General features: G+C 49.9%; 23 protein-coding genes and 2 riboswitches. Of the genes, 19 read left to right on the top strand and 4 right to left on the bottom strand.

What is annotated here, in order from left to right; genetic code table 11:
- Positions 1–2: 2 nt before the first annotated feature.
- The 8 genes from ACKTT9_RS35915 (at position 3) to ACKTT9_RS35880 (ending at position 5,078) form a co-directional block, all read left to right on the top strand.
- A complete protein-coding gene (locus tag ACKTT9_RS35915; protein WP_407869768.1) occupies positions 3–1,472 on the top strand; it encodes an aldehyde dehydrogenase family protein in 1,470 nt (489 codons plus the stop codon).
- Positions 1,473–1,500: 28 nt separating this feature from the next.
- Positions 1,501–1,974, top strand: coding sequence for a GlcG/HbpS family heme-binding protein (locus tag ACKTT9_RS35910; protein WP_407869767.1), 474 nt, complete (start codon positions 1,501–1,503; stop codon positions 1,972–1,974).
- Between the two features lie 52 nt (positions 1,975–2,026).
- Positions 2,027–2,620 carry a chromate transporter gene (locus ACKTT9_RS35905; RefSeq protein WP_127456898.1) on the top strand — a complete coding sequence of 198 codons (594 nt, stop codon included), beginning with the start codon at positions 2,027–2,029 and terminating at the stop codon, positions 2,618–2,620.
- Positions 2,617–3,147: a chromate transporter gene (locus ACKTT9_RS35900; RefSeq protein WP_315952889.1), complete on the top strand. Its 531-nt coding sequence runs from the start codon at positions 2,617–2,619 to the stop codon at positions 3,145–3,147. The genes ACKTT9_RS35905 and ACKTT9_RS35900 overlap by 4 nt, the downstream gene beginning before the upstream one ends.
- A gap of 90 nt (positions 3,148–3,237) precedes the next feature.
- Complete coding sequence (locus ACKTT9_RS35895) at positions 3,238–3,915, top strand: GntR family transcriptional regulator (protein ID WP_407869766.1); 678 nt, start codon at positions 3,238–3,240, stop codon at positions 3,913–3,915.
- 45 nt (positions 3,916–3,960) lie between these two features.
- The gene (locus ACKTT9_RS35890) at positions 3,961–4,245 is read left to right on the top strand and encodes a 2Fe-2S iron-sulfur cluster-binding protein (RefSeq protein WP_127456895.1); all 285 of its coding nucleotides are present in this window, start codon (positions 3,961–3,963) and stop codon (positions 4,243–4,245) included.
- A 43-nt stretch (positions 4,246–4,288) separates the two neighbouring features.
- Entirely contained in the window at positions 4,289–4,756 is a 468-nt protein-coding gene (locus tag ACKTT9_RS35885; RefSeq protein WP_407869765.1) for a RidA family protein, read from the top strand.
- 22 nt (positions 4,757–4,778) lie between these two features.
- Positions 4,779–5,078 (top strand): hypothetical protein, encoded by a 300-nt coding sequence (locus ACKTT9_RS35880; protein WP_407869764.1) that lies wholly within the window; start codon positions 4,779–4,781, stop codon positions 5,076–5,078.
- A 1,299-nt stretch (positions 5,079–6,377) separates the two neighbouring features.
- Here ACKTT9_RS35880 and ACKTT9_RS35875 read toward each other — a convergent pair.
- Positions 6,378–6,713, bottom strand: coding sequence for a 2Fe-2S iron-sulfur cluster-binding protein (locus ACKTT9_RS35875; protein WP_127456892.1), 336 nt, complete (start codon positions 6,711–6,713; stop codon positions 6,378–6,380).
- Positions 6,714–6,849: 136 nt separating this feature from the next.
- On the opposite strand from ACKTT9_RS35875, the gene nadX reads away from it, so the two are divergent.
- From nadX to ACKTT9_RS35860, 3 genes are all read left to right on the top strand, one after another.
- A complete protein-coding gene (gene nadX / locus ACKTT9_RS35870; protein ID WP_407869763.1) occupies positions 6,850–7,656 on the top strand; it encodes an aspartate dehydrogenase in 807 nt (268 codons plus the stop codon).
- A 25-nt stretch (positions 7,657–7,681) separates the two neighbouring features.
- Positions 7,682–9,088, top strand: coding sequence for an NAD-dependent malic enzyme (locus ACKTT9_RS35865; RefSeq protein ID WP_407869762.1), 1,407 nt, complete (start codon positions 7,682–7,684; stop codon positions 9,086–9,088).
- A gap of 206 nt (positions 9,089–9,294) precedes the next feature.
- Positions 9,295–10,281 (top strand): Gfo/Idh/MocA family protein, encoded by a 987-nt coding sequence (locus tag ACKTT9_RS35860; protein WP_407869761.1) that lies wholly within the window; start codon positions 9,295–9,297, stop codon positions 10,279–10,281.
- 57 nt (positions 10,282–10,338) lie between these two features.
- On the opposite strand, the gene ACKTT9_RS35855 is transcribed toward ACKTT9_RS35860, so the two are convergent.
- Positions 10,339–11,697 (bottom strand): APC family permease, encoded by a 1,359-nt coding sequence (locus tag ACKTT9_RS35855; RefSeq protein WP_407869760.1) that lies wholly within the window; start codon positions 11,695–11,697, stop codon positions 10,339–10,341.
- Between the two features lie 86 nt (positions 11,698–11,783).
- Positions 11,784–11,886: riboswitch (guanidine-I (ykkC/yxkD leader) on the bottom strand.
- Between the two features lie 191 nt (positions 11,887–12,077).
- Positions 12,078–12,179: riboswitch (guanidine-I (ykkC/yxkD leader) on the top strand.
- A gap of 71 nt (positions 12,180–12,250) precedes the next feature.
- Between ACKTT9_RS35855 and ACKTT9_RS35850 the strand changes: the two genes are divergently transcribed.
- From ACKTT9_RS35850 to ACKTT9_RS35815, 8 genes are all read left to right on the top strand, one after another.
- On the top strand, positions 12,251–12,967 hold the full coding sequence (locus tag ACKTT9_RS35850) for an urea amidolyase associated protein UAAP1 (protein ID WP_407869759.1): 717 nt from the start codon (positions 12,251–12,253) through the stop codon (positions 12,965–12,967).
- Positions 12,968–12,987: 20 nt separating this feature from the next.
- Positions 12,988–13,638 (top strand): urea amidolyase associated protein UAAP2, encoded by a 651-nt coding sequence (locus ACKTT9_RS35845; protein ID WP_127456886.1) that lies wholly within the window; start codon positions 12,988–12,990, stop codon positions 13,636–13,638.
- A 23-nt stretch (positions 13,639–13,661) separates the two neighbouring features.
- Positions 13,662–17,282, top strand: a complete 3,621-nt coding sequence (gene uca, locus ACKTT9_RS35840; RefSeq protein WP_407869758.1) for an urea carboxylase — start codon at positions 13,662–13,664, stop codon at positions 17,280–17,282.
- A gap of 16 nt (positions 17,283–17,298) precedes the next feature.
- On the top strand, positions 17,299–19,137 hold the full coding sequence (gene atzF / locus ACKTT9_RS35835) for an allophanate hydrolase (RefSeq protein WP_407869757.1): 1,839 nt from the start codon (positions 17,299–17,301) through the stop codon (positions 19,135–19,137).
- 728 nt (positions 19,138–19,865) lie between these two features.
- Positions 19,866–20,192 carry an ArsR/SmtB family transcription factor gene (locus ACKTT9_RS35830; protein ID WP_407869756.1) on the top strand — a complete coding sequence of 109 codons (327 nt, stop codon included), beginning with the start codon at positions 19,866–19,868 and terminating at the stop codon, positions 20,190–20,192.
- Complete coding sequence (locus tag ACKTT9_RS35825; protein WP_407869755.1) at positions 20,173–20,625, top strand: SRPBCC domain-containing protein; 453 nt, start codon at positions 20,173–20,175, stop codon at positions 20,623–20,625. Before ACKTT9_RS35830 ends, ACKTT9_RS35825 begins: the two co-directional genes overlap by 20 nt.
- 725 nt (positions 20,626–21,350) lie before the next feature.
- Entirely contained in the window at positions 21,351–24,026 is a 2,676-nt protein-coding gene (locus tag ACKTT9_RS35820) for a YhgE/Pip family protein (RefSeq protein WP_407869754.1), read from the top strand.
- Positions 24,027–24,095: 69 nt separating this feature from the next.
- Entirely contained in the window at positions 24,096–24,617 is a 522-nt protein-coding gene (locus ACKTT9_RS35815; protein WP_407869753.1) for a hypothetical protein, read from the top strand.
- Between the two features lie 40 nt (positions 24,618–24,657).
- On the opposite strand, the gene ACKTT9_RS35810 is transcribed toward ACKTT9_RS35815, so the two are convergent.
- Complete coding sequence (locus tag ACKTT9_RS35810) at positions 24,658–24,993, bottom strand: type II toxin-antitoxin system PemK/MazF family toxin (RefSeq protein ID WP_407869752.1); 336 nt, start codon at positions 24,991–24,993, stop codon at positions 24,658–24,660.
- The gene (locus ACKTT9_RS35805) at positions 24,990–25,292 is read right to left on the bottom strand and encodes an AbrB/MazE/SpoVT family DNA-binding domain-containing protein (protein ID WP_407869751.1); all 303 of its coding nucleotides are present in this window, start codon (positions 25,290–25,292) and stop codon (positions 24,990–24,992) included. Before ACKTT9_RS35805 ends, ACKTT9_RS35810 begins: the two co-directional genes overlap by 4 nt.
- Between the last annotated feature and the right edge of the window lie 90 nt (positions 25,293–25,382).

The following is a 25,382-nucleotide window of genomic DNA, read 5'->3' as shown; positions in this document are numbered from 1 at the left end:
ACATGGCAGCAACTGAAACAGCCGTACAGACTTTCAAAAACCTGATTAACGGGGAATGGGTAGAGTCCGCAAGCGGTGAAACCTTCACGACTATTAACCCGGCTAATGTAAAAGACAGCGTAGGAAGATTTCAAGCTTCGACAGAAGAGGATGTCATCCAGGCTATGGAGGCTGCTGAGCAAGCTTTCAAAACTTGGCGTCACGTTCCCCCTACCAAGCGAGCGGAAATCTTGTACAAAGCAGCGGACTTGCTGGAAGCAGGTTTGGAGCAATATGCGGAAGAACTGACTCGCGAGGAAGGAAAAACAATGGCGAGCTCCCGGATGGAAGTGAAACGTTCCGCCCAAACGCTCAGGTACTACGCTTCTGAAGGATTAAACGTTTCTGGCGAAACGCTACCCTCGGATGATGCAACGACCTTTGTATATACACGGAAAGAACCTTTAGGTGTTATTTCCGTCATTACACCTTGGAATTTCCCGATTTCCATTCCAGTACGCAAGATCGCTCCGGCATTAGTTACGGGCAACACAGTGGTCTTTAAACCGGCATCGAACACGCCGTTGATTGCTTATCGGTTGGTGGAGGCGCTTCATCAGGCTGATCTCCCAGCGGGCGTGATCAACTTCGTGACAGGCTCCGCTTCCAAAACAGGCGTGCCGCTAGTCACACATTCCGCCGTCAAAGCGGTTACTTTCACGGGTTCCACGGGAGCAGGAGAGAAGATTAATCGTAAGGTACGATTATCCACTCGCGTGCAGCTGGAGCTAGGCGGTAAGAATCCGCTGATCGTGATGGATGACGCCAATATTGATCACGCGGTCGAGCTCGCCGTGAAAGGCGGCTTCGAATTAACGGGCCAAGCTTGCACGGGCACGAGCCGGGTCATCATCATGGATGCGGTGCATGATGAGTTTGTTGAGAAGCTTGTAGAGAAAACCAAGCAGCTCAAAGTCGGCAACGGGTTAAGCAAAGGCGTTGAAGTCGGTCCGCTCGCGAATGAAAGCCAACTTCGCAATGTGCTCGATTACGTCGCCATCGGAAAAGCGGAAGGCGCTGAGCTGGTCGTAGGCGGTGAGCAGCTAACCGACGGCGATTACGCCAATGGCTACTACGTAACGCCAGCCGTATTCGTCGGCGTTGCACCTGATATGCGCATCGCGCAGGAAGAGATTTTTGGACCGGTCATCTCGGTGATCCGTGTGAGCAGCTTCCAAGAAGCGATGGACATCGCCAATGATGTGGAGTTCGGACTATCCGCAGCGATTTGCACGTCCGAGTCCGGCCGGATTCAACATTTTATCCAGAACATCGAGACCGGCATGGTGAAAATTAACCGCCCCACGACGGGAAATGCCTACAACGCGCCATTTGGCGGCGTGAAGATGTCCAGTACAGCAACGTACCGCGAGTCCGGTCGTGCGGCACTTGATTTTTACACGCAAATCAAAACAGTCTACCACGGCATCTAAACGCTAGATTCATAACGGAGGATCTGACATGAAATCGGTCTTAAAGCTGGAGCTCGAAGAAGCAAAAGTGATGATAGAGGCAGCTAAAATAGCGGCGGAAGAAGTTAAAGCTTTGGAATCCATCTGTATCGTGGATGACGGCGGGTATATCATTGCACTGGAGCGCATGAACGGCGGGCGAATTACCGGGCCCGAGATCGCAACGTCCAAAGCCTTTACAGCGAGCGGTCACAAGCGTTCCACGCATCTGTTCAACCAACCGGGAGGCCCTGCGACAACAACCGGAGAAGCGTTCGGCATTCATGTGATGATGCCAGGTAAGTTTGCGATATTCGTTGGTGGATTTCCGATTGTTGTGAATGGCGAAGTCATTGGTGGCGTCGGCATCAGCGGAGGGAACGGGGAGCAGGATACAGCGGTCGGCACCGCGGCGTTAAAGGCTTTGCAGCAGCATTTGGGCAGCGAATATGAAGTAATGACCCAAGCGGATATTAAAAAATAAACGCGGTTCGTTCCTTGTGAAACTAGCTGCACATGGAGAGGGAAGAGGGAAGATGGTGTATTGGAATCTGTTCCTCGGTTTTTTTCGAATTGGTCTCTTGGGGTACGGCGGAGGGCCAACCATGATTCCTTTGGTTCATGCGGAAGCTGTTCAGAAGTACCAGTGGATGACGGACGATGAATTTACAGATGTACTTGCGATGGGAAATGCATTGCCCGGTCCAATCGCTACGAAAATGGCGGGATATATCGGTTACAAGGTGAAAGGCTACTTAGGCGCATTTATTGCTATAGCCGCTATGGTCATTCCCGTGCTTGTAGGTATGATTTTACTTCTTGGTCTCATCTATAAGTTAAAAGATTCCGGCATTGTAGGCGGCATGACGCACGGCATTCAGCCCGTGATCGGTGTGATGATGGCGGTTATGGCTTATGACTTTTTCAAAAAAGCTTGGCAAAGTTGGGTGAAGAGCAAAACGCTGGCGTGGACATTAATCTCCATTATTGCGCTGGTTCTGCTTAACTTGAATCCTGGCTTACTGATTGGCATCGCGCTTGCTTACGCGTTCACGGAGTCTACGTACTTGGCTAACAAAAAGAAACGCAACCAGCAGCAACGCGATGCAGACAGGGGTTTTTCAGCATGAAGCTTTTAGAAATATTTTGGGCCTTTTTTGTTCCAAACATATTAGGCTACGGCGGTGGGCCGCCGATTATCCCGCTGCTGCAGGCTGAGGTAGTTGACCACTACGGATGGATGAACGTGGAAGAGTTCGGTAACGTGCTCGCGCTCGGCAATGCACTCCCCAGTCCGATCGCCACCAAGCTTGCCGGATATATCGGGTATCAGGTTGGCGGTATCCTTGGCGCGATTGTTGCGTTAATCGCTACCATTCTTCCCACGGCGCTTGCGATGGTCCTGTTGTTCAAGTTTATCAACTTCTTCAAAGGAGCCCCGCAAGTTATGGCGATGACGCTGATTGTGCGCCCGATCGTCGCTGTTCTTCTCGGTACGTTGGCTTTGCAGTTTTTCAACAGTGCATATCAATCGGCGGGGATTTGGCAGACGGCTTTTCTGGCAGCGGCAAGTTTTATTGCTTTGGAAAAATGGAAAGTACATCCAGCAGCTGTCGTAGGATTGGGTTTAGTGTATGGGGCTTTTGTGCTGGGCTGATTCGGCGGTAGACCTCCGTATTTTAAAAAGTTGATTGGTTATGGTGTATCGATTACACTGTAAGAAAACGCATTCGCGGAGGTATACCATATGCCGGACAATCCAGTTGTTTGGAAAGATGAGGAATTAAGCCCGATTCGGGATAAAGTGTTTCAATATATTAAACAAGCTATTGTTCAAGGTGTATATAAATCCGGTGACCGGATCATCGAGAGAGAGCTTGCCGATCAATTAAATGTTAGCCGCACGCCCATCCGGGAAGCCTTATTCCGGCTTGAATCACAAGGTTTCGTCAAGACGCTTCCCCGTAAGGGCGTGGTGGTCTCCAGACTTTCACCGGAAGAAATCATTGAAATCTTCACGATTCTCTCTTCGTTGGAGAGTTTAGCGGTTAAGCTCGCTGTGAAGAAGCTGGAACAGCAGCAACGGGACGAATTGAACCAAATCGTTATCGAGATTGACAACGCATTAGCGAAACCAACGTTTGAGCAGTCGGATTGGAAATATCATTTTGAAGCGAATGAAATTATATTCCGGGCTGCCAAGAGTCCGAGATTAACGCAAATGTTGGATGGTTTATCCGACTATATTCGCGCCTTCGTTCATGTAGGCTATGAGCTCCCTGGACGCCAGCGCAAAGCGATGGAGGAGCATAGGGATATTGTCAAAGCTGTGCTGAACGGTGAAGCGGAGTTTGCAGAAAATTTAACGAAAATTCACGTTGAAAACTCGAAGAAAGCTTATATGGAAGCTTTGGAAAGAGAATAATTGCCGTATTTACCTACGCTCATGCTGCTGTATGGAGGTTGTGAAATGCCGAATGTGACATTGCACCAAAATGGCCAAGTTTATCAGCAAGAGGTTACTGAGAATAGTAACTTGGTGGTTTTAGCGGGGGTTAAGAAATTCCCTCATCTGAAGTATGGCTGTGGTATGGGGAAATGCACGAAATGTATGGTGAAAGTGGTTACCGGTGGCGATAAGCTTCAAGAACCCAATTGGAAAGAAAATAAGATGCTGGGCGATAAAATTAACGAAGGCTTCCGCTTAGCATGCCAGTTATATATTTCGGAAGATATTGAGCTTTGTCAGGAATAGATCGGCGAGACAGCAGTAAATATGGGGTGGGGGATGACTTATTGTGCAAATTGGACAAGTTGAAGCCAAACTCGAAGAACTGAACATTCTGCTGGACTCTCCGCCTAAACCAAGTGGCAATTATCTGCCCTACACCATGGTGCCGCCTTTGATTTATTTGAGTGGTGTAACTCCGAAGGTGGGTGGAGTGCTTCAATATAAAGGCAAAGTAGGACAAGAGCTTTCGAAAGAAGAAGGATATCAGGCAGCCAGGCAATGTGTGATTAATCAATTAAGCACATTAAAGGCTATATTGGGAGACCTGAATCGGGTGACCAGTATTATCAAAATGGAAGGCTTCATCAATGCGGAAGCTGGGTTTCAGGATCTGCCTTTTGTATTGAATGGCGCTTCTGACTTGCTAGTTGAGGCATTTGGGGATAAGGGCTTACATGCCCGTTCCGCTATAGGCGTTGCTGCATTGCCCGGAGGGGCGGCAGTAGAGGTAGAACTAATTGTGGCTTATAAATAAAAAATTGAGCGGAGGGCTTCATATGAGCGAATATATTCTAGTATCCACAACGGATCGTTACCGTACCGTAACAAATAACCCGAATTTAGAGTTAGTGGCCGCATATGAGTATTACTTCTTCGGCAAGAAAAAAACACTTTTTGAAGTATGCAAAATCGTTGGTGACGATGCGAGAATCATCATTCAAGGGGTTTCCGAGAAATTCGCAGATAACAGCATTCCGCTCAAAGTATTTCCCAAGTTCGATTCCACCGCTCAAATCGAGAAAGAGATCTATGAATTGGACATCGACAAGGACAGTAAGATTATTAAAACGGCGTAGGGTAAAGGCGCAGGCTCTTGGAGCTTGCGCTTTTTTTTATGGACAGCGAGGGGTGGATATGCGATACGAGCTGTAACGGACTCAGATGACGTTATTCTGCCTATTTAGCTGAATTTGAGGAACTAACGGACTGGAGTGCCGTTATCTATTGAATTTGCTGCTATTTGAGGCAGTTTCTTGGTCAATAGCGGCTCTGGAGTCCGTTAGATATTTTTTATGGTCGGAAAATGGAGAATAAGGTCATCTCAGTCCGTTAGCCGTGTGACCCCGCCCACCAAAAGTAGCTAGCTAGTTAAAGTAACATGGATCCCACCAATAGAATCTAACTAGTTAAAGTACCATCAACCCCACCAACAGCAGCTCAACCGCCCGCCACTCAGTAGCAACTATATGTAACGGACCCACAAGCCGTTATTAAGCCTATTTAGCTGAATTTGAGGAACTAACGGACTGGAGTGCCGTTATCTATTGAATTTGATGCTATTTGAGGCAGTTTCTTGGTCAATAGCGGCTCTGGAGTCCGTTAGATATTTTTTATGGTCGGAAAATGGAGAATAAGGTCATCTCAGTCCGTTAGCCGTGTGACCCCGCCCACCAAAAGTAGCTAGCTAGTTAAAGTAACATGGATCCCGCCAATAGAATCTAACTAGTTAAAGCGCCATCAACCCCACCAACAGAAGCTCAACCGCCCGCCATCCAGTAGCAAATATTTGTAACGGACCTACAAGCCGTTATTAAGCCTATTTAGCTGAATTTGAGGAACTAACGGACTGGAGTGCCGTTATCTATTGAATTTGATGCTATTTGAGGCAGTTTCTTGGTCAATAGCGGCTCTGGAGTCCGTTAGATATTTTTTTTTGGTCGGAAAATGGAGAATAAGGTCATCTCAGTCCGTTAGCCGTGTGACCCCGCCCACCAAAAGTAGCTAGCTAGTTAAAGTAACATGGATCCCACCAACAGAATCTAACTAGAAGTACCATCAAACCCACCAACAGAAGCTCAACCGCCCGCCACTCAGTAGCAACTATTTGTAACGGACCCACAAGTCGTTATTCTGCCTATTTGGCTGAATTTGAGAAGCTAACGGACTGGAGAGCCGTTATTTATTGAATTTGCTGCTATTCGAGGTAGTTTCTTGGTCAATAACGGCTCTGGAGTCCGTTAGCTGCAAATTCTGCCCAAAAAGCAGCGAATAAGGTCATCTCAGTCCGTTAGCCCACCCACCCACCCACCAGCCAAGCCAACCTAACAAACACACAAAAAAAGCAGCCCCCCAAGGGACTGCTGCCATCATTCCTTCTATTGAGCTGCGTTAATTCTTCGCTGAGCGATTTTGCCGAGCCGGTTGAGATCCTCTTCGCCCCAAGAGATGGTTACATCACCGGTGACGAAGGTTTGGCAGGCAAGACGGAAGCCTTGATCGAGCTTTTCCTGGCCGAGTCGGTCGACTTCTTTTTTCATAATCTTGCTGAGGTGTTCATGTCCGTCCACGATTTGTACACGGCAAGTTCCGCAAAGGCCACCGCCGCATTTGTAAGGTACAGACCCTTCATAACGGATCGATGTTCTTAATAGATTGGCGTCTTGTTCGACTTCTATCGTTTTTCCAGATGTTTGATAAGTCACTGATGGCACTTGGCATCCCTCCATGTCTTAGTAGAGTTAGTATATCACATTTAATTGGTTTATGGTATACCAAATACAATATTTTTGATATGATAGAGGGACAAGGCGAGATCATTTGAAACCACAATAGGAGGATCCCTACCATATGTTAAACGTTGGCATTATCGGATATGGAACCATAGGCCAGGATGTAGCCCAAGCTATTTTACAGGGAAACGCCGGGCAGGTTCAACTAAAAGCGATACTCGTTCGTGACGAAACGAAGTATCCAGATACGAGTTCTCATGGTTACATCATAACAGCCGATGAGGAAGTATTTTTCCGTCAGGGACTGGACGTTGTGGTGGAGAGCGCTGGGCACGAGGCGGTAAAGCATTATGGTGAAAAAGCGTTAGACAATAGAGCGGACCTCATCTTGGTCAGCGTTGGTGCGTTAGCGGACGAGCCGCTGCACCTTAAAATTCTGGAGAAAGCACGGCAAACGGGCAGAAAAGTGATGGTTCCTTCAGCTGCAATCGGAGGTTTAGATCGGATCGCAGCAGGAAGTGTAGGCCAAATTGACGAAGTTACATTAGTGACAAGAAAACCTCCTAAGGCTTGGATTGGCACAGTAATCGAACAGCAGGTGAATTTGGCTGAATTAACGGAGCCATTTTGCGCATTCGACGGGGTGGCTCGTGATTCCGCCCGGTTGTTTCCGGAGAGTGTGAATGTTTCGGCTGCATTAAGCTTAGCCGGCGTAGGATTTGACCGGACTAAGGTAAAAGTGTACGTAGATCCTCACATCAGCCACAATACGCATGAAATTGAAGCGAAAGGAAAATTCGGTCAAATCCATTTGCAAATCAGAAATACCCCTTCCGCCGGCAATCCCAAAACCGGATATATTGTAGCGATGAGTGTTATCAAAACGCTGCGAGATTTAACATCACCTTTTGTCATCGGCATATAAAAAATGTAGAAACGGGGATCTGAATATGGCCTATAACAGTATCATTCTACGTCTGGAATTAACTCTCAACCAAGTGAGTTTTGGCGATGTTGCTTCAGCCATTAGTAAAGCAGGGGGAGATATCACATCCATTGATATTATTCGCCCAGGGCAAGAAGTAACGGTTCGCGATGTCACGGTTCAAGTAGCTGATACGGCTGAGACCGCCGTTGTAGAAGCGATTAAGTCGCTCGAAGGCATCCGTCTGGTCAATGTATCGGACCGCACGTTCCTTGCGCATCTTGGGGGCAAAATTTCTGTACAGCCAACACTTCCGATCAAAAACCGGGATGATTTGTCCATCGTGTATACACCGGGAGTGGCCCGTGTGTGCACAGCCATTCATGAAGATCCTCAGAAAGCGTACTCTCTAACGATCAAAAGAAATACCGTAGCTGTCGTAACGGATGGTACCGCTGTACTAGGCTTAGGGGACATTGGCCCTCATGCAGCTGCACCTGTAATGGAAGGTAAAGCGATGCTTTTTAAACAATTAGCAGGGGTTGACGCTTTCCCGATCTGCTTGGACACGCAGGATACGGAAGAGATCATTCGCACGATTAAAGCGATTAGTCCTATTTTTGGCGGTATTAATTTGGAGGATATTAGCTCCCCACGTTGTTTCGAGATTGAGACAAGGCTCAATGAAGAGTTGGATATTCCTATCTTCCACGACGACCAGCATGGAACGGCTATTGTTGTCATTGCGGGACTTCTGAATGCGCTCAAAGTTGTTGGCAAACGAATGGACAAGGTTCGTGTTGTCGTTAATGGCATTGGTGCAGCAGGCGTCTCTATCTGTAAAATGCTGCTTGCCGCCGGAGTGAAGCGGCTCGTTCCCGTTGATCGGGAAGGGGCGATCATTCGCGGAGGCGAATATGCGCACCACCCGATGTGGGCATGGCTTGCCGAGCAGCCGCAAGTTGAAGCTAATCCTGGCGGTTTGCGCGATGTCATTAGCGGCGCTGACGTATTCATCGGCGTGTCGAGAGGCGGATTGCTGAACGGAAGCGATGTGCAAAAGATGGCTCCAAACAGCATCGTCTTCGCCATGGCCAATCCGGTGCCGGAGATTGATCCGAAAGAAGCGCTTCCTCATGTGCGCGTATTTGCTACGGGTCGCAGCGATTATCCGAACCAGATCAATAATGTGCTTGTGTTTCCAGGGATTTTCCGAGGGGCGCTGGACTGCCGTGCACGCGAGATCAACGAACCGATGAAACTTGCGGCGGCACGTGCTATTGCTTCTGTTGTTTCCGAAAATGAGTTGAATGACCAATACATCATTCCGAGTATTTTTAATGAGCAAGTTGTTACCAAAGTGAGGAATGCGGTAGTTGAAGCAGCTATTTTGACCGGTGTTTCACGCCGTATTCCGCCTGATTTCAGATAAGTGGTACCATGAAATAGGACAAAGAGGCTTGGGGGCTTAGATATCCGAGGCACCCCAAGCACCTCAAGCAAAAAGTACCCAACAAAGGGTGCTTTTTTTGCATTCACTTTGCGCGTACCTTTATCAACCATCCCAAATCAGGTATAGTAAAAAGAATAAATGGATGGAACCTGCCACATCACCAACCTACTAACAAAGGAGCCACTATGATACGTTTTGCAGTAATAGGAACAAATTGGATCACAGAAGAGTTCATTCACGCAGCCCGCGAGACGGGAGAATTTGCGTTAACAGCCGTGTACTCCCGTACGGAGGAAAAGGCGGCGGAATTCGCCAATAAATTCGAGGTTGCTAACCGCTTTACGGACTTGAATGCTTTTGCTCAAAGCGATACATTCGACGCTGTTTATATCGCTAGCCCGAACTCGCTTCACGCTGAGTACGCCGTGCACTGCATGAATCACGGGAAGCATGTCCTTTGCGAGAAGCCGGCAGCATCCAATTCGGCGGAGTTGTCCGCCATGATTGAGGCAGCGCGCAGCAACAAGGTTGTGTTCATGGAGGCGCTCAAGTCTACGTTGATGCCGAATTTCAAAGCCATTCAAGAGAATATGCACAAGCTTGGACCTATCCGCCGTTATTTCGCAGGCTACTGCCAATATTCCTCGCGGTATGATGCCTACAAGCAGGGCACGGTGCTGAATGCGTTCAATCCCATTTTCTCCAATGGCTCCTTGATGGACCTTGGTGTGTACTGCATTTATCCGCTGGCTGTGCTGTTCGGAACCCCCGATCGCGTGCAGGCAAGCGGTATGCTGCTGGAATCCGGTGTCGATGGGGAAGGCAGCCTTCTACTGAGTTACAAAGACATGGATGCGGTAATTATGCATTCCAAAATCGCAAGCTCCTACTTGCCGGCAGAAATCCAAGGCGAGCACGCAACGATGGTGATTGATAAAATCAACCAGCCAGAGAAAGTTGAAATCCGTTACCGTGACGGTTCTGTAGAGAATCTTACGCGCGAGCAAAGCGCTAGAACAATGCGATACGAGGCAGAAGAATTCATCCGCCTCACCCAAAGCGGAGCGTCGGAGTCCGAGACGAACTCCCATGCCAATTCCAGCATCGCGATGGCCATTATGGACGAAGCTAGAAAACAAATGGGACTTGTATTCCCGGCAGACCGCAAATAAACGGCAAATAAAAAACCGAGCGATGATCAGGAAAAGGTCCTGAATTCGCTCGGTTTTTTATTTGATAGAACCGGTGGAACGCATGGGTTTGCTTGATATAGCCATAGGAGCAAGGACGGTTCCAGCCGCCTCGGAGCTAACCTTTTTCCGGATCAGATGATACACAATCCCGATGATGAGCCAGACACCACCCATCCATAAGGCGTCCCGATCTAGAAGCGATAGCAAATAACCAATGAAGCCGGATCCGACTAAGGGAAGCACCAGATACAAGATGGTTTGCTTCATGGAGCGTTGGTTTTCTTTGATGTATTTTTGCGAGATAACAGAGATGTTCACGAAGAAGAAGGCCGTTAATGCCCCGAAATTCACGAATTTGACGGCGTTGTCCAGGGAGATCACGAGGGCTAGCAGAGAGACGCAGCTCACGATCACGATGTTGATGACCGGTGTATTGAATTTCGGATGAAGGAAGGCAAACACTCGTTTAGGCAGGATGGAATCGCGCCCCATGACATAGAGCAGGCGGGAAACGCTTGTTACGGACGATAAGCCTTGTGTAAAAATAGCGAGTATGAGCACAGTGATGAATACAGAGCTGAGTGCGGCTCCGCCAACAAGCTTAACGATCTCGAAGCCTGCTGAATCTACATTTACGAAGGTTAGGTGTGGATAAATCAACTGAGTCAAAACGGACGGCACTAAGTAAAGAACGCTCGCTGTAAGGATAATGATCATGATGGCCCGAGGGATCGTTTTCTGGGCATTCACCGTTTCTTCGGACATGGTTGTGACGGTGTCAAAGCCTAGAAAGGAGAAGCAAATAATGGAGGCGCCCGCCAGGATTGTAGAGAACGGCACGTCCGTTTGAAGAAATAATCCCATCGGATGAACATCACCCGTTAAATTACGGATAAGGAAGAAACAGAACACGCCAATAAACAAAATCTGAATCCAAACAAACAATTTGCTTATATTTGCTGAGAATTTAATGCCGATAACATTCACGATACCAAGAACGATATTCAGCCCGATGATCCAGACATAAGCCGGGATGGACGGAAACTGTGCATGCAGATAAATGCCGAAGGTGAGACAAGCGATGATAGGAGAGAAGAAATAGTCCAGCAGCAAGGCCCAACCCACGAGGAAGCCCAGGTAGGGATGGATGCTTTTTTTCGTATACGTGTAGGCGGAGCCTGAGGTGGGGAACGACTTGGACATGACGCCATAGCTGTAAGCTGTGAAGAAAATCGCGATAAAAGCAAGCAGATACGCCTGTGTCAGCATGCCATGTGCATTCTCGTAAGCTATCCCATAAATGGAGAAATAAATCATAGGCGTCATCCAGGCAAGCCCCATGTAGACGACTTGATACAAGCTTAAGGATTTCCGTAGTTTGACTTCGTTGGCCATGATGGAACACTCCCTTATCGTTGGTGCTGTGGTCGCTGTCAGGGGCTGGTATGCAAAAAAGCCAAGGAGATATCTAATAAACAGATATCTCCCGGGCTTTTGTCCCTCCGTGAACACAGGGTGAGCTGTGCGTTTTCTCTTGGACCAGACCGAAGCTTAAGCTATCGCGGAACCCTAGAAAACTTTGTATGTCATAAATCATTACTTATAAATTGAAAAGTAACCGTGGTGCTTCTTTAATGTTAACTATATGTCTTTTGTGTAAGTTAATATAACACATTGTTAAGCGTATGAGAAGTATTTTGCATGAAAAAGGTAAAATGCATAGAAGTTATTGACACATTCACTGGTCGATGTTATGTTTAATAACACAAACGAATACGATTGTTTACTAGGGTTCCGCCGGCACACCGCCGGGCTGGTCCGAGAGTAAACCGTTCCTAACGCAAGGAGCGACACGGAAGGATAAAAACCTGGGAGATATCACCAAGACGATTTACGTCTTGTGATGTCTCCCTTTTTGTTTAAGCAAACTCAGGAGGAGATGGATACGATGGCAAACGTGTGGAACAAGACAATAAGCCCGGGAGGCAAGTGGTCAGGCGTGATTGGTAAAGGGAAATTGATCCGGTTTACGGCTCTGGAGGCGGGAGCGAATGTGTCCATCCAATTGTTCCATGCACGGGATTTGACGGAGCGCTACAATATGCCGGATACGCTTAAAGCGCAGTACACCGCCCACCTGACGCGAGGACATGTGCTGATGAGTGACAATGGGAGAGTACTCGCAAGCATTGTGGAAGACAGCATAGGTTGGCATGATCCGCTAAGCGGATACACGGGCCGAGCAGCGACGGACGCCAAATATGGTGCCACTAACTATCAAGAGCTGAGAAATGAGTGGCTGCGGAGCGGGCAGGAGAACTTTGCTGTGGAACTTGTTCGCAACGGGTTAAGCATGAGGGATATGATGCCAGTCCTCAACTTATTCTCGAAAGTGTTCTGCGATGAACAGGGCGATATGCATTTCAGTCTGACACATTGCCCGGCGGGTGCTACAGTCACGCTGCGGACAGAGCTAGATACACTGCTCATTCTTTCCAACACACCTAACCCACTTGATCCAAGAACCACTTATCCATCGGTGCCTGTTCACATCGAGGTGCTGCAGGCTGATCCTGTAGGTATGGACGACTTTTGTGTCAATTATCGTTCGGAGAATCGCCGAGCTTTTGAAAATACATGGGAATATCACGCATTGCTTACTTAAAAATCGGAGGAGGAACGGATATGGCGGTATTTAATCGTGTGGAAAGCCCTCGCAAAGCCGAGGAGGCGATATATAGTGAAATCATTCAAGCGGGGGACGGCTGGATGCATGTGCTGAAGCCGGGTCAAGTGCTGCGCATTGTTGATCTGGAAGGGAACCAGGCGGCGGATACGTTGTTTTACGATGCTGAAAATCCAGAGGATCACTACAGCGCTGTGGCGACAATTGCAGGCCAAGGCAACATTTATTTAAGCACAGGTTCGGTGCTGCGTGCCGAATCCGGCAAAGAGTTGCTCCGAATCGTAGCGGATACGTGCGGACGGCATGACACCGTAGGTGGCTCCTGCTCTGCTCAAAGCAACACGGTGCGTTACTCGCACGACAAGTTGTCGATGCACAATTGTCGGGATACCTTTATGCTGCAGCTTGCGCAGCACGATGGGGCTTATACGAAGCGGGATTTGGCGCCGAATATTAACTTTTTCATGAATGTGCCGGTTACAGCTGAAGGGGGATTGAAGTTCGATGATGGCGTCTCTGGACCGGGCTGCTACGTGGAAGTTCAGTCGCTGGGAAGCTCCATGGTGCTAATCAGTAACTGTCCGCAGCTTAACAATCCTTGCAATGCCTACAATCCAACGCCGATTCAGGTGCTAATTTGGGATAAATAGAAATTTAGAGGGGTGTGGATACGATGTTTACAAAAGTACTTATTGCTAATCGTGGGGCCATCGCTGTACGCATTGAGCGCACACTGCGCAAGCTTGGAGTGGCATCGGTTGCTGTTTATACAGGAGCAGACCAGGATAGCCTGCATGTGGATGGGGCGGATGAAGCTGTTCTGATCGGCGAAGGGCCGGCGAAGGAAAGCTATTTGAATACAGAGTTGATTCTGAAAACAGCGCTGGAAACCGGTGCCGAAGCGATCCATCCCGGCTATGGTTTTCTGAGTGAAAATGCGGATTTTGCCCGTGCATGTCGCGATCAGGGGATTGTGTTCATCGGACCTACACCGGAACAAATGGAGATGTTCGGGCTTAAGCACTCGGCGCGCGAAATCGCGGAAAAAGCCGGTGTCCCGATGCTGCCGGGAACGCCGCTAATCACGGAGCTTGAAACTGCGCTTGCGGAAGCTGCGCGGATTGGTTATCCGGTGATTCTCAAAAGCACAGCGGGAGGCGGCGGCATTGGCATGCGCGTCTGTGCGGATGAGGCGGCATTGAGGGCCGCTTACGATGGCGTGCGCCATTTGGCTGAGACGAATTTTAAAAACGGCGGCATGTTCCTTGAGAAATATATCGCCAGAGCGCGCCATGTCGAGGTGCAAATTTTCGGCAATAACTTCGGAGAAGTCGTTACGCTTGGCGAGCGCGATTGTTCCATCCAACGCCGCAACCAGAAGGTTATTGAGGAGAGCCCGGCTCCGAATTTATCGGACGATGTGCGTGAAGCGATGTTTGCTTCGGCTAAGCGTCTGGCGGCTGAAGTTGGCTACCGCAGCGCAGGCACGGTGGAATACTTGTATGACCCGGAAACGTGCGAGTTTTACTTCTTGGAAGTGAACACGCGACTTCAGGTCGAGCACGGTGTGACGGAAGAAGTGCTAGGAGTTGACCTTGTTGAATGGATGGTGCGTGAAGCGGCAAATGAGCTGACTGATATTCAGTCGCTCATTCGTAAGCCGATCGGTCACAGCATGCAAGCGCGGATTTACGCGGAGGATTGCTTGCAGCAGTTCCGGCCGAGCGCGGGGCAGTTGGATCAGGCGGTATTTTCGGCTGGGGCGCGGAATGAGACATGGGTGAGGGACGGCTTAACGGTCACCACCTTATATGATCCGATGCTGGCTAAAATCATTGTCCACGGTACAGATCGTATGGACGCGATTCGGAAGCTGATCGAGGCATTGTCCGAGACGCGCATGTATGGCATTACTACGAACCTGCAATATTTGCAGGCGCTTCTGCAAGAACAAGATTGCGTAGACGGCAACGTCTTCACGCAGCTGTTAAATAGATTCGAGCCTGTTGAAAAGGCGTTGGAAGTCGTAGATGGCGGCATCCAAACTACCGTGCAGGACTTCCCTGGGCGCATCAGCCATTGGGATGTGGGCGTGCCGCCGTGCGGGCCGATGGACCCGTTCTCGTTCCGGATCGGCAACAAGCTGCTCGGCAATGCGGACGACGCCCCCGGGCTTGAAATGACGCTGCGCGGAGGTTCATACAAGTTCCGCAGCGATTTGTGGTTCTGCGTCACCGGCGCGGATATGCAGGCGGAGTTGGATGGGGAAGCTGTCACGCTCTATAAGCCGGTATTCGCAGCTCGGGGGCAAGTGCTGAGCTTCGGCGAGGCCAAAGAAGGGATGCGGGCTTATCTATTGGTCAGCGGGGGCTTCGATATGCCGAAAATTCTCGGCAGCTCTTCGACCTTTACGCTGGGCGGCTTCGGCGGTCATGGTGGTCGCGCGCTGCGCACAGGCGATGTGCTTGGTGTGAACGCAGGCGGAAGCCCTGTCCAAGAAACGGCTGAGCTTGCTGTGCAGCACCGTCCGCAAATGACACGGGAATGGACGATTGGCGTCATTCCTGGACCACATTGTACAGGAGAGTTCCTGCGGGCGGAGTACTTGGAGCAGTTGACGGAAACAAGCTGGGAAGTGCATTTTAACTCTTCAAGAACAGGCGTTCGTTTGAAGGGGCCGGCTCCGCTTTGGACGCGGGAAGATGGGGGTGAAGCGGGGCTTCATCCATCCAACATTCACGATAATGCCTATGCAATCGGCACGTTGGATTTGACGGGGGATATGCCGATCTTGCTGGGGCCGGATGGGCCGAGTCTCGGTGGTTTCGTTTGTCCGGTAACGACGGCTTCGGCGGAGTTTTGGAAGCTTGGGCAATTGCACCCAGGTGATTCGATCCGGTTCCACCTGCTGACGCTTCAAGAAGCGGAGGTTTTGCGTGAGGGGCAGGAGGGGAATTTGCGAGCTATTGGCGAGGGGGATTTTGAGCGGCTTACCCGTGCGGCATTGCCTGCTGTGAATAAGGAGATTACGCCAGAGTATCCGCGGCTTTTCCATGAAACAGCGAATCGCAGATTCCCAATTACGATCCGCTGCTGTGGCGATCAAAATTTGCTCGTGGAATACGGCGAGCTCGAGCTGGATTTGCTGCTGCGCTTCCAAGTGCAGGCTCTGATGCAAGCGATCGTGGATAGCGGCTCGATACCGGTGCTGGATCTGACGCCGGGTATTCGCTCCTTGCAAATTCATATTGACCCGACCCGAATCACCGTGAGTGAGGCATGTGCAAAAGTTGTAGAAATCGACGCTGCCCTGCCACCGCTTGAAGAATTCCGCGTGCCATCACGTATTGTGCGATTGCCGCTTTCGTGGGACGACCCTGCGACTCAGCTGGCCATTCAACGTTACCAACAAGGAGTTCGGCCTGATGCTCCATGGTGTCCTAGCAACCTGGAATTTATCCAACGCATTAATGGATTAGATTCGATTGAAGAAGTGAAAAAGATTGTTTTTGATGCCAATTACTTGGTACTTGGTTTAGGGGATGTCTACTTGGGTGCTCCTGTAGCCACACCAGTTGACCCGCGTCACCGCCTAGTAACGACGAAATATAATCCAGCACGCACGTGGACGCCTGAAAATGCAGTAGGCATTGGCGGAGCCTACATGTGTGTGTATGGAATGGAAGGCCCTGGCGGCTATCAATTCGTCGGTCGTACGATTCAGATGTGGAATCGGCTGCGTTCGACGGAGAGTTTTAAGGCTGGTAAGCCGTGGTTGCTGAGATTTTTTGATCAAATTCAGTTTTATGAAGTGAGTGCCGAGGAGCTGCTTCAGCTTCGTGAAGATTTCCCGCGTGGCCGTTATGAAGCGGACATTCAGGAGACGACTTTTGATTTAGGTGAATATTTGCAATTCCTGAGCTCTATTGAAGAAAGTGCAGCAACGTTCCGGGAGCAGCAACAGATCGCGTTCAACGAAGAGCGGGAGAGCTGGAAGGCGAAAGGCTTGGCGGAGTACGTATCTGAGCAGGAAACGGCAAGTGAACAACCCGAGGATGAACTGCCGGCAGGTACAGTCGCTGTTCGTGGAATTATGCCTGGATCCGTGTGGAAAGTGCTTGTTTCACCAGGTGAGCAAGTGAAGAAGGGGGATCAATTAGCCATTCTCGAGAGTATGAAAATGGAATTCCCGCAGCACGCTCCTTGCGACGGTTATGTCTCGATGATTCAAGTGAAGCCAGGCGATCAAGTTCATGCTGGTCAGCTTATTCTTGGAATTGCCCAATCTGCTTAAGGAGAGGTGTTTGTAGATGACAAAGATTAGGGAGAATGGCGTTGATAAGGAGCTTCCTCTAGAACTTGCGATTTCTTGGCTTCAGGATAAATATAGTAAAGAAGAATTGACTCCGCATGAGGTCATGGCGGCTATTGTACAGCGCGCAGCGGACGACGCGGGCATGAATCTTTGGATTACGCCGCCTTCTATGGCGCTCATTCAACCCTATTTGGATGCGCTGGCTGAGCGGAATCCGGCGGATGCTCCGCTGTGGGGGATTCCTTTTGCGATCAAGGATAACATTGATCTAGCGGGGGTGCCGACGACGGCAGGCTGCGAGGAGTATGCTTATACGCCATCAGAGCACGCGGGCGTTGTGGAAAGATTGATTGCCGCAGGAGCAATCCCGGTCGGCAAAACGAACTTGGATCAGTTCGCGACTGGGCTCGTAGGCGCGCGAAGCCCTTACGGCGACGCGCACAATGCGCTGCGTCCCGAATTGATCAGCGGCGGCTCGAGCTCAGGCTCCGCCGTCGCCGTTGCTCGTGGCCAAGCGGCTTTTTCGCTTGGCACGGACACGGCAGGCTCAGGCCGCGTGCCGGCAGCGCTGAACAGGCTGGTTGGCTATAAGCCGAGTCTCGGCGCTTGGCCAACCAAAGGGGTTGTGCCTGCCTGTGCGAGTTTAGACTGTGTAAGCGTCTTTGCGCACAGCTTGGATGACGCACTAGCCGTAGATAGCGTAGTGCGTGGTCTTCACGCGGAAGACCCGTGGTCGCGCAGCGTGAGTCGAGGTGCGTCTCAACTTCCGCAGACGCTGTTGCTTCCGGATGGTCCGCTTGGGTTCTACGGGCCTTATGCTGCAGAATATGAAGCGGCATGGGGGAGAGCTGTGGAACAGTTGCAAGAGTTGAATCTCCCTATCGCCTATGTAGATGTTACAATGTTTGCCCAAGCGGCGGCGATTTTATATGAAGGGCCGTGGGTGGCTGAGCGCTGGGCAGCTCTAGGCAGCTTTATTGAAGCGAATCCGGGGGTAGCTTACCCCGTTACGGAGAAGATCCTTCGCTCCGGCTCGGCAGCGGAGTATGACGCAGCGTCGGTGTTTCAAGCGATGCATAAGCTGCAGCGCTTCAAGCTGGAGGCCCGCAAGCTGCTGCAGGGTGCGGTGCTTGTTATGCCTACCTGCGGGGGCACATGGACCCGCGAGCAGGTGCTCGCTGACCCGATTCAGACGAATCGGGAGATGGGCCGCTACACCAATCATTGCAATTTGCTGGATTGGTGTGCGGTTGCCGTGCCGGCGGGCGATGCGGCTCCGCTGACGCCTTTTGGCATTACCCTCTTCGGGATTGCCGAAGAGGAGAACTTGATCTGCGGCGCAGCCGAGCTGATCTTGGCTGGGGCGAGCGCGGCAAGCGAGGCTGCTAGCGCGAGCGAAGGCGCATCGGTGTTCGCTGATGCGGGAGTGAGTGCAGCGGCAGCGCAGGCGACGACGCTCGTCGCGGTCTGCGGCTTACACATGCGCGGCTACCCGCTGGAGAAGCAGATGCGAGGCTGTGGAGCGCGGTTCATCCGTGAGGATGAAACCGCGGCGAAGTACAGCCTCGTGAAGCTGCCGACCACGCCGGCGAAGCCGGGGCTCGTGAAGCGGGAGCAGGGCGGCGCAGCGATCGCCCTGGAGGTTTGGGAAATGCCGCTGGAGGCATTCGGCGGCTTTGTGGCGGCGATCCCAGCACCGCTGGGGATCGGTAAGGTTGAGCTCCGGGACGGCACGGAGGTCCCGGGCTTTGTATGTGAGGCTTACGCGGCCGCGGGCGCGGAAGATGTGACAGCGCTTGGCGGGTGGCGCCAAGTGGTGCCGCTGCAAGGCTGATAACGATGTTTTACATCGTTGAGCAACACGTCATCTTAGTCCGATAGCACTTCGATTTTCGCTGAAATGAGCAGAATAACGGCTGTTGGGTCCGTTACAGAACGGTGGCTACTTGGAATGTTGATGGTTGAGTGACTATTGGTGGGGTTTATGGACCTTTAACTAGTTAGCTACTATAGGCGGAGCACGTCCGTGTTACTGCGACGGTTGGTTTATCTTCTGTGATCAGTGGTTGTCGGCTAACGGACTGAGTGGACCTTATTTGCTCCTTTTGTGTATGGTTGGGAATCTAACGGACTCAGGTGACGTTATTGGCTGTGGAGTTGCCTAAAACATCGATAAAATGAACGAATAACGTCATCTCAGTCCGATAGCACTTCGATTTTCGCTGAAATGAGTAGAATAACGGCTGTTGGGTCCGTTACAGTATGGTAGCTACTTGAAATGTTGGTGGTTGAGCGACTATTGGTGGGGTTTATGGCCCTTTAACTAGTTAGTCACTATAGGTGGAGTCCGTCCGTGTTACTGCGATGGTTGGTTAATCTTGCGATGAAAAACAACGTTACAGCGGCTAAAAGCCCCTTCATACGAAGGGGTTTTTGTCGTAGCGACAGGTCCTGTCTACATTAATCATGATAGCTTTTTTTAGAGCTTAGAGAGTCTGTTTATTCATTTAGCACACACTTATTTAAGTTGACACTTAATTAAGTGTATGCTAAATTATTGATATGATAGATAAAGCCATTCAAGCGATAACGGAACCAAGGCGCCGAGATATTTTACATCTCGTCCGTGATGAGGAGCTGACCTCCAGCGCCATTGCTTCGCATTTTGACATTTCAGCACCGGCAATTTCACAGCATCTCAAGGTTCTTGAAGAGGCTGGACTCGTCGTTGTTCGACGGGCAGGCACCAAACGATTCTATGGCATTAGGAGGGAAGGATTCGCCGAGTTGATGCAATACATTGAGAGCTTCTGGGATGATAGCTTATTGCGCCTGAAAGAAGCTGCCGAAGAGGAGGAAAGAAAAAAACATGGAAACAACGAGCAGTAGGGAGATCATTAAGAAGGAAATTTTTATCGCATGCCGTCCGGAGACTTTGTTCTCGTTTTTTACAGATCCGGATAAATTAGTTCGTTGGATGGGACGCAACGTTTTGCTTGATCCGAGCATTGGAGGCAAATTTCGCATCGATTTGAACGGTAGTGACATTGCATTGGGTGAGTACAAAGAGATTACCCCCAACGAAAAAGTCGTCATGACATGGGGGTGGGAGCGCTCCAAGGTGGTCCCTCCAGGCTCAAGCACTGTCGAATTTAAGTTAACACCTAAAGATAATGGCACTCTTTTAGAGTTCACGCACTATGATCTGCCTGCAACGGAAATTGCGGATCATGTGAAAGGCTGGTCGCATTTTCTGCCACGTATTCAGATGGTGGCCGAGGCCGATGAAGCTGGGGGAGCTCCGTCATCTGAACAAGCTTAATGATTGGTGTATTAGCAGCGCGCATAACTATGCGCGCTTTTCATATTAAATGAGGGGGATAGCCTAGCTCGGGGGACCCTCCCTCTTTTTCAATCTCAAATGACTCATTATTCTAGTAGTTATTTCTGCACATCGTCCGTGCTTATCCCATGCTTCGCCCAGTTTTCGCTCTGCTATTCACACGACATTTCCACGTAGTTTCCCTCGTACCGTTCCTCCCGCACTTCGTTCAACAATCCTTCCATCGTTCCTCCCGCACTTCGTCCAGCAATCCTTCCGTCGTTCCTCCCTCGCTTCGTCCATCATTTCTTCCGTCGTTCCTCCCACGCTCCGTCCATCATTCCTCTCACGCTTCCTCCCTCATTTAGCCCGCCTTTGGTCACTCATCCTATCCCTCCAGCGTCCCTACGCATTTCGCCTTCTACCACGTGCCGCGCCCATCCGCTTTTTCCTCCGTGCTCATCGCCAATCAGCGCCTGTCCTCCCTCTTTTTCGCGCGCTATTCACACCTTATACCCACTTATCCACAAAATTACCCACAGTATCAACATGTCCACAAATCATACTGTGCATAAGGCTTTGTGCATTCTGTGCACATATCCACAGGTTAAGTTATCCACATGGGAGTATGTACTCAGATCGTATATATATGATACTATTTGGTATGCGTAAGGGGCTGTCAGGTTACATTAATAACCAAATGTGAAGGGATAGGTGGGGCGTCAATGAAGAAGATTTTCAGCATCTATCGGACGGATCTAATCAACTTATGGAGGGTGCCTACAGGCCTGCTCCTCATGGTGGCGCTTGCCATATTGCCGTCTGTGTATGCCTGGATTAACCTAGAGGCGATGTGGGACCCTTATTCCAATACATCGGGGATCAAAATCGCAGTGACTAGCAACGATCAAGGGGCGAAAATTGAGGATAAAACCATTAACATCGGAAACGAGGTTGTGGATAATCTGAAAGAAAATCATACGCTGGGCTGGACTTTTGTGGATGAAGCAACGGCGCTGAACGGGGTAGAACGCGGGGATTACTACGCGAGCTTAATTATTCCCGAGGACTTCTCGCGGAAAATTACGAGTATTGTGGATGGCGAGATGCAGAAGCCTGAAATCGTCTATACCGTGAATGAGAAAATCAATGCGGTTGCGCCCAAAATTACAAGCAAAGGCGCGTCCAGTGTCTCTCAGCAGATCAGTGAGAATTTTATCAAAACGGTGAGCAACTCGATTCTGACCCGGATGAAGGAGATCGGCATCGATTTTGAGAAGGAGCTGCCGACGATTCGCAATATGGAAGCGAAGATTTTGGAGTTGGAAAATCGATTGCCTGAAATCGAGACGATGGGTGGAAAGGCGCTGGAGTTAGAACAGAAACTGCCCGAACTGAAAGAGAAAGGGCAGAAGATCGTCCAACTCGAAGAGAAAATTCCGGACATTAACCGCGCGGCGGATACCGTGTTGAAGATTGAAGAACGCTGGCCGAAGATTCAGGCGGTTGCGCAGGAAGTGCTGCTTATTCAGCAGAAGCTGCCCGAGATTCAGAAAGCTGCCAGTCGGGTGGCGGAGCTGGATCAGAATTTCGGCAAAGTGGAAGAGGTGCTGAATACCGCCATTGATAAATCCCGCAAAGCTGATGAGATCGTTAGCGCTGCGCTGGATACGCTGCCGAAAATTGACTCGATTGCGACGCAGGGAGCGGCTTTCGCTGATGCGCTCACGAATTTTTTGCAAAAAAATGAGACAGCATTCCAGACTTTAATCCCGGTGGTGAAGCAGAACCTGACCCTGCTGCAACAGACGGCGGACGCTGTCACGCAGCTTACGGGAGTGCTGCAGGATGTCAATATCGACCCGCAAAAATCGCTGGCGGCTATAGGCTTTTTGTCCGAACGGCTCACGTCTGGCGCGGCTGTGCTGGATAACACGATAGATGTGTTCACGCGTTTGAACGCGAGTTTGCCGAATAACCCGTTTGCGGATACCATCTCACGGTTAACGGCTCTTCGAACGAATATGGCTAATCAAATTCAAGCCCTGAATAAACTGCAAACGGCCATCGGACGCGGTGAAAAGCCGGCAAAAGACATCGTGGATAACTTGAACAAGTTGTCCAAAGAGGCAAGCAGCTCGCTGGGCAGCATTCTGGCCAGATATGATTCGGAGATCGTGCCGAATATGACGAAAGCCTTTGGGCAAATACTGAGCGTCGCCCAAAATGCAGGAAGCGCACTTCAAACATTGAAGACGCAGCTGCCCAATATCAAAGGGATTTTGACGGATGCTCAAAACGGCATCCATTTCGCCCAGACACAGCTCGATACCCTGCAGAAGGAGCTTCCGGACATCCGGGCGAAGGTGCACGAAGCGTCATCGACGCTTCAAAGCAAGCTGGATGCGTTCACCACCGGCATCAATGAGGCGGCTCCGTTCATCCGCAACGACCTGCCGCGAGTTGAGCAGAAGTTGCATACGGCAGCGGATTTTATACGCAACGACTTGCCTGCGGCGGAGGAAGAAATCCGCAAAGTGGCGGATCTATACCAGACGAAGCTGCCCGAAGTGGAGGATGCCGTTCATCTGGCGGCTAATCTTGTGCGCAGCGATCTGCCGGCCTTCGAAGAGGCTGTCCACAAGGCAGCGGACCAGATCCGTAAAGTGCAAGGAAGCGGCAGCGTCGACGAGGTTCTTCGTTTACTTCAGAATGACATTCAGAAGCAAAGCGATTTTCTCTCTAATCCGGTGCTGATCAAAGAGGACAAAAGATTTCCCATTCCGAACTATGGATCGGCGATGTCGCCTTTTTACACAACGCTTTCGTTGTGGGTGGGCGCTATGCTGCTTGTGTCTTTGATGAGAGTAGATGTGGATAACTTGGACGGTGTGTACAAGACGCATCATATTTATTTTGGACGGATGATGATCTTCTTGACCGTTGGATTGTTTCAAGCGTTAATTGTCACCCTTGGGGATATTTTTATATTGGGTACATATGTTGTGGATAAGATTTGGTTTGTTATTTTTGCGTTGTTAATAAGCGTTGTGTTTATTACCATCACGTACACTTTGGTCTCTGTTTTTGGCAACATCGGCAAAGGTATCGCCATTATTTTTCTCGTGCTGCAATTTTCGAGCTCGGGAGGGACGTTCCCGGTGAGCACGGCTTCGCCTTTTTTTCAAAAGCTGAATCCGTTTGTACCGTTTACTTATGCGGTTGGGGTGATGCGCGAGGCCGTCGGGGGGATGCTGTTTTGGGTGGTGCTGAAAGACGTCCTCTGTCTGTGTGTGTTTATCTTGGTTTGCTATGTAGTGGCATTAGCGCTGAAAAAACCGCTGAGCGGCTATACGAAGCGCGTAGCTGAAAAGGCGAAGATGACGAAGTTAATTTCTTGAAAATATTTCCTCATTCTGTGAAACAATGAACGTTTTGATCCGTCTTTGATGATAGAGGACGGTGCTGATATGAGAATAAGAATGCTGATCATCATCTTGGTTGTTTGGACCGCTTTCGTGCCTGCCCATGCTTTTGCGCTATCTTGCGCGATGCCGCCTTCCATTGAAAAGAGTTATGAACTTTACGATGCAGTTATTGTAGCGAACGTGGACCAGGTCATCACTAAAAGGAACAGCAAAGAACTGAAGTTAACGGTATTGACGAGCTTCAAGGGGATGGAGGATCGAAACATTTCGGTGGCGGAGGATTTCACCTGGGGGACGAGTGAGCGCGGGAAATCGTATTTGTTCTTTTTAAAAAAGAAAGAAGGGGATTGGGAGAATCCGCTGTGCTCGCCAACGAAGCCGGTAGAAAATGCTGTGCAAGAGCTTAGTTTTCTCCAATCGAAAGAGATTCCCCTCAAAGCCGCTGTGGTAAAGGAGACTGTACCGACGCATTGGGTGCTCCCTATAACTTTAATGTGCGTGTTGAGTGCTGTGATATATGCTGGAGTACGGTTTACGAAGTGGAGAAACGGAAAGAATGGATAGCAAGAGACACGAGAACCTGAGGCGATGCCTTGGGTTTTTGTTATGCCAAAATGGAACGAGTATTGCGAAGAATCTCTCTCATAGGAACGGAATCGACAGGGAGGCTGCCGACAATGTTAATTTTTCGCTTTTTTACATCTAAACTTTTCATTTGATCAGTGAGAACGACGCCGGAGAAGGGGAGGTTGTCTGGCAGGGTTACCTCAAAAGAGTAGTCTTTTGACTGGCTGGTAATAGGACATACAAGTGCAAAACCAGTAAGTGCATTGAATTCTAATTCGGAAAGTACGATAGCGGGCCGGCGTCCAGCTTGCTCTCGCCCTGCTTGCGGGTCGAAATCCAGCCAAACCAGATCGCCGCGTGATGGCGTGGTCAAATTAATTCGTCTCCTTCAATCCCAAGATCCACTTCTTCGTGCCGCGGTGATTCGGGTTTTATTTTTGAAAGCAGCATTTTCATGTGAGACTTTAATTCTGCGTTTGATTCATCAGGATCTACGGAAGGGCGAAGGAGAATTTCATTATCTGATGTCAGAAGGATCTGAAGTTCTGCGCCATCTTTCAAGTTGAGCTGCTTTAAGAACTGGTTCGGAATTCGGATCGCGCTGCTGTTGCCCCACTTGCTGACGGTGACTGTCGTCATTAGGAACTGCTCCTCTCCTTTTTTATGAGTCAATTATAGCTCACCTCCATTACCATGTATATACATATGATATACATTTTATGAGTGTGTGATACTTAGATGGGCAAGAGGATCACGGTCACG

The organism is Paenibacillus sp. P36, from assembly GCF_045866505.1.
Lineage (GTDB): Bacteria > Bacillota > Bacilli > Paenibacillales > NBRC-103111 > Paenibacillus_E > Paenibacillus_E chondroitinus.
Note: the sequence above shows the minus strand (reverse complement) of the source record. Positions and strands in the feature narration are given on the sequence as shown.

Bases quoted from the DNA above. Each gene is read 5' to 3' on its own strand.
- ACKTT9_RS35915 (WP_407869768.1), top strand. From the start codon at position 3: ATGGCAGCAACTGAAACAGCCGTACAGACTTTCAAAAACCTGATTAAC.
- ACKTT9_RS35910 (WP_407869767.1), top strand. From the start codon at position 1,501: ATGAAATCGGTCTTAAAGCTGGAGCTCGAAGAAGCAAAAGTGATGATA.
- ACKTT9_RS35905 (WP_127456898.1), top strand. From the start codon at position 2,027: ATGGTGTATTGGAATCTGTTCCTCGGTTTTTTTCGAATTGGTCTCTTG.
- ACKTT9_RS35900 (WP_315952889.1), top strand. From the start codon at position 2,617: ATGAAGCTTTTAGAAATATTTTGGGCCTTTTTTGTTCCAAACATATTA.
- ACKTT9_RS35895 (WP_407869766.1), top strand. From the start codon at position 3,238: ATGCCGGACAATCCAGTTGTTTGGAAAGATGAGGAATTAAGCCCGATT.
- ACKTT9_RS35890 (WP_127456895.1), top strand. From the start codon at position 3,961: ATGCCGAATGTGACATTGCACCAAAATGGCCAAGTTTATCAGCAAGAG.
- ACKTT9_RS35880 (WP_407869764.1), top strand. From the start codon at position 4,779: ATGAGCGAATATATTCTAGTATCCACAACGGATCGTTACCGTACCGTA.
- nadX (WP_407869763.1), top strand. From the start codon at position 6,850: ATGTTAAACGTTGGCATTATCGGATATGGAACCATAGGCCAGGATGTA.
- ACKTT9_RS35865 (WP_407869762.1), top strand. From the start codon at position 7,682: ATGGCCTATAACAGTATCATTCTACGTCTGGAATTAACTCTCAACCAA.
- ACKTT9_RS35860 (WP_407869761.1), top strand. From the start codon at position 9,295: ATGATACGTTTTGCAGTAATAGGAACAAATTGGATCACAGAAGAGTTC.
- ACKTT9_RS35855 (WP_407869760.1), bottom strand. From the start codon at position 11,697: ATGGCCAACGAAGTCAAACTACGGAAATCCTTAAGCTTGTATCAAGTC.
- ACKTT9_RS35850 (WP_407869759.1), top strand. From the start codon at position 12,251: ATGGCAAACGTGTGGAACAAGACAATAAGCCCGGGAGGCAAGTGGTCA.
- ACKTT9_RS35845 (WP_127456886.1), top strand. From the start codon at position 12,988: ATGGCGGTATTTAATCGTGTGGAAAGCCCTCGCAAAGCCGAGGAGGCG.
- uca (WP_407869758.1), top strand. From the start codon at position 13,662: ATGTTTACAAAAGTACTTATTGCTAATCGTGGGGCCATCGCTGTACGC.
- atzF (WP_407869757.1), top strand. From the start codon at position 17,299: ATGACAAAGATTAGGGAGAATGGCGTTGATAAGGAGCTTCCTCTAGAA.
- ACKTT9_RS35830 (WP_407869756.1), top strand. From the start codon at position 19,866: ATGATAGATAAAGCCATTCAAGCGATAACGGAACCAAGGCGCCGAGAT.
- ACKTT9_RS35825 (WP_407869755.1), top strand. From the start codon at position 20,173: ATGGAAACAACGAGCAGTAGGGAGATCATTAAGAAGGAAATTTTTATC.
- ACKTT9_RS35820 (WP_407869754.1), top strand. From the start codon at position 21,351: ATGAAGAAGATTTTCAGCATCTATCGGACGGATCTAATCAACTTATGG.
- ACKTT9_RS35815 (WP_407869753.1), top strand. From the start codon at position 24,096: ATGAGAATAAGAATGCTGATCATCATCTTGGTTGTTTGGACCGCTTTC.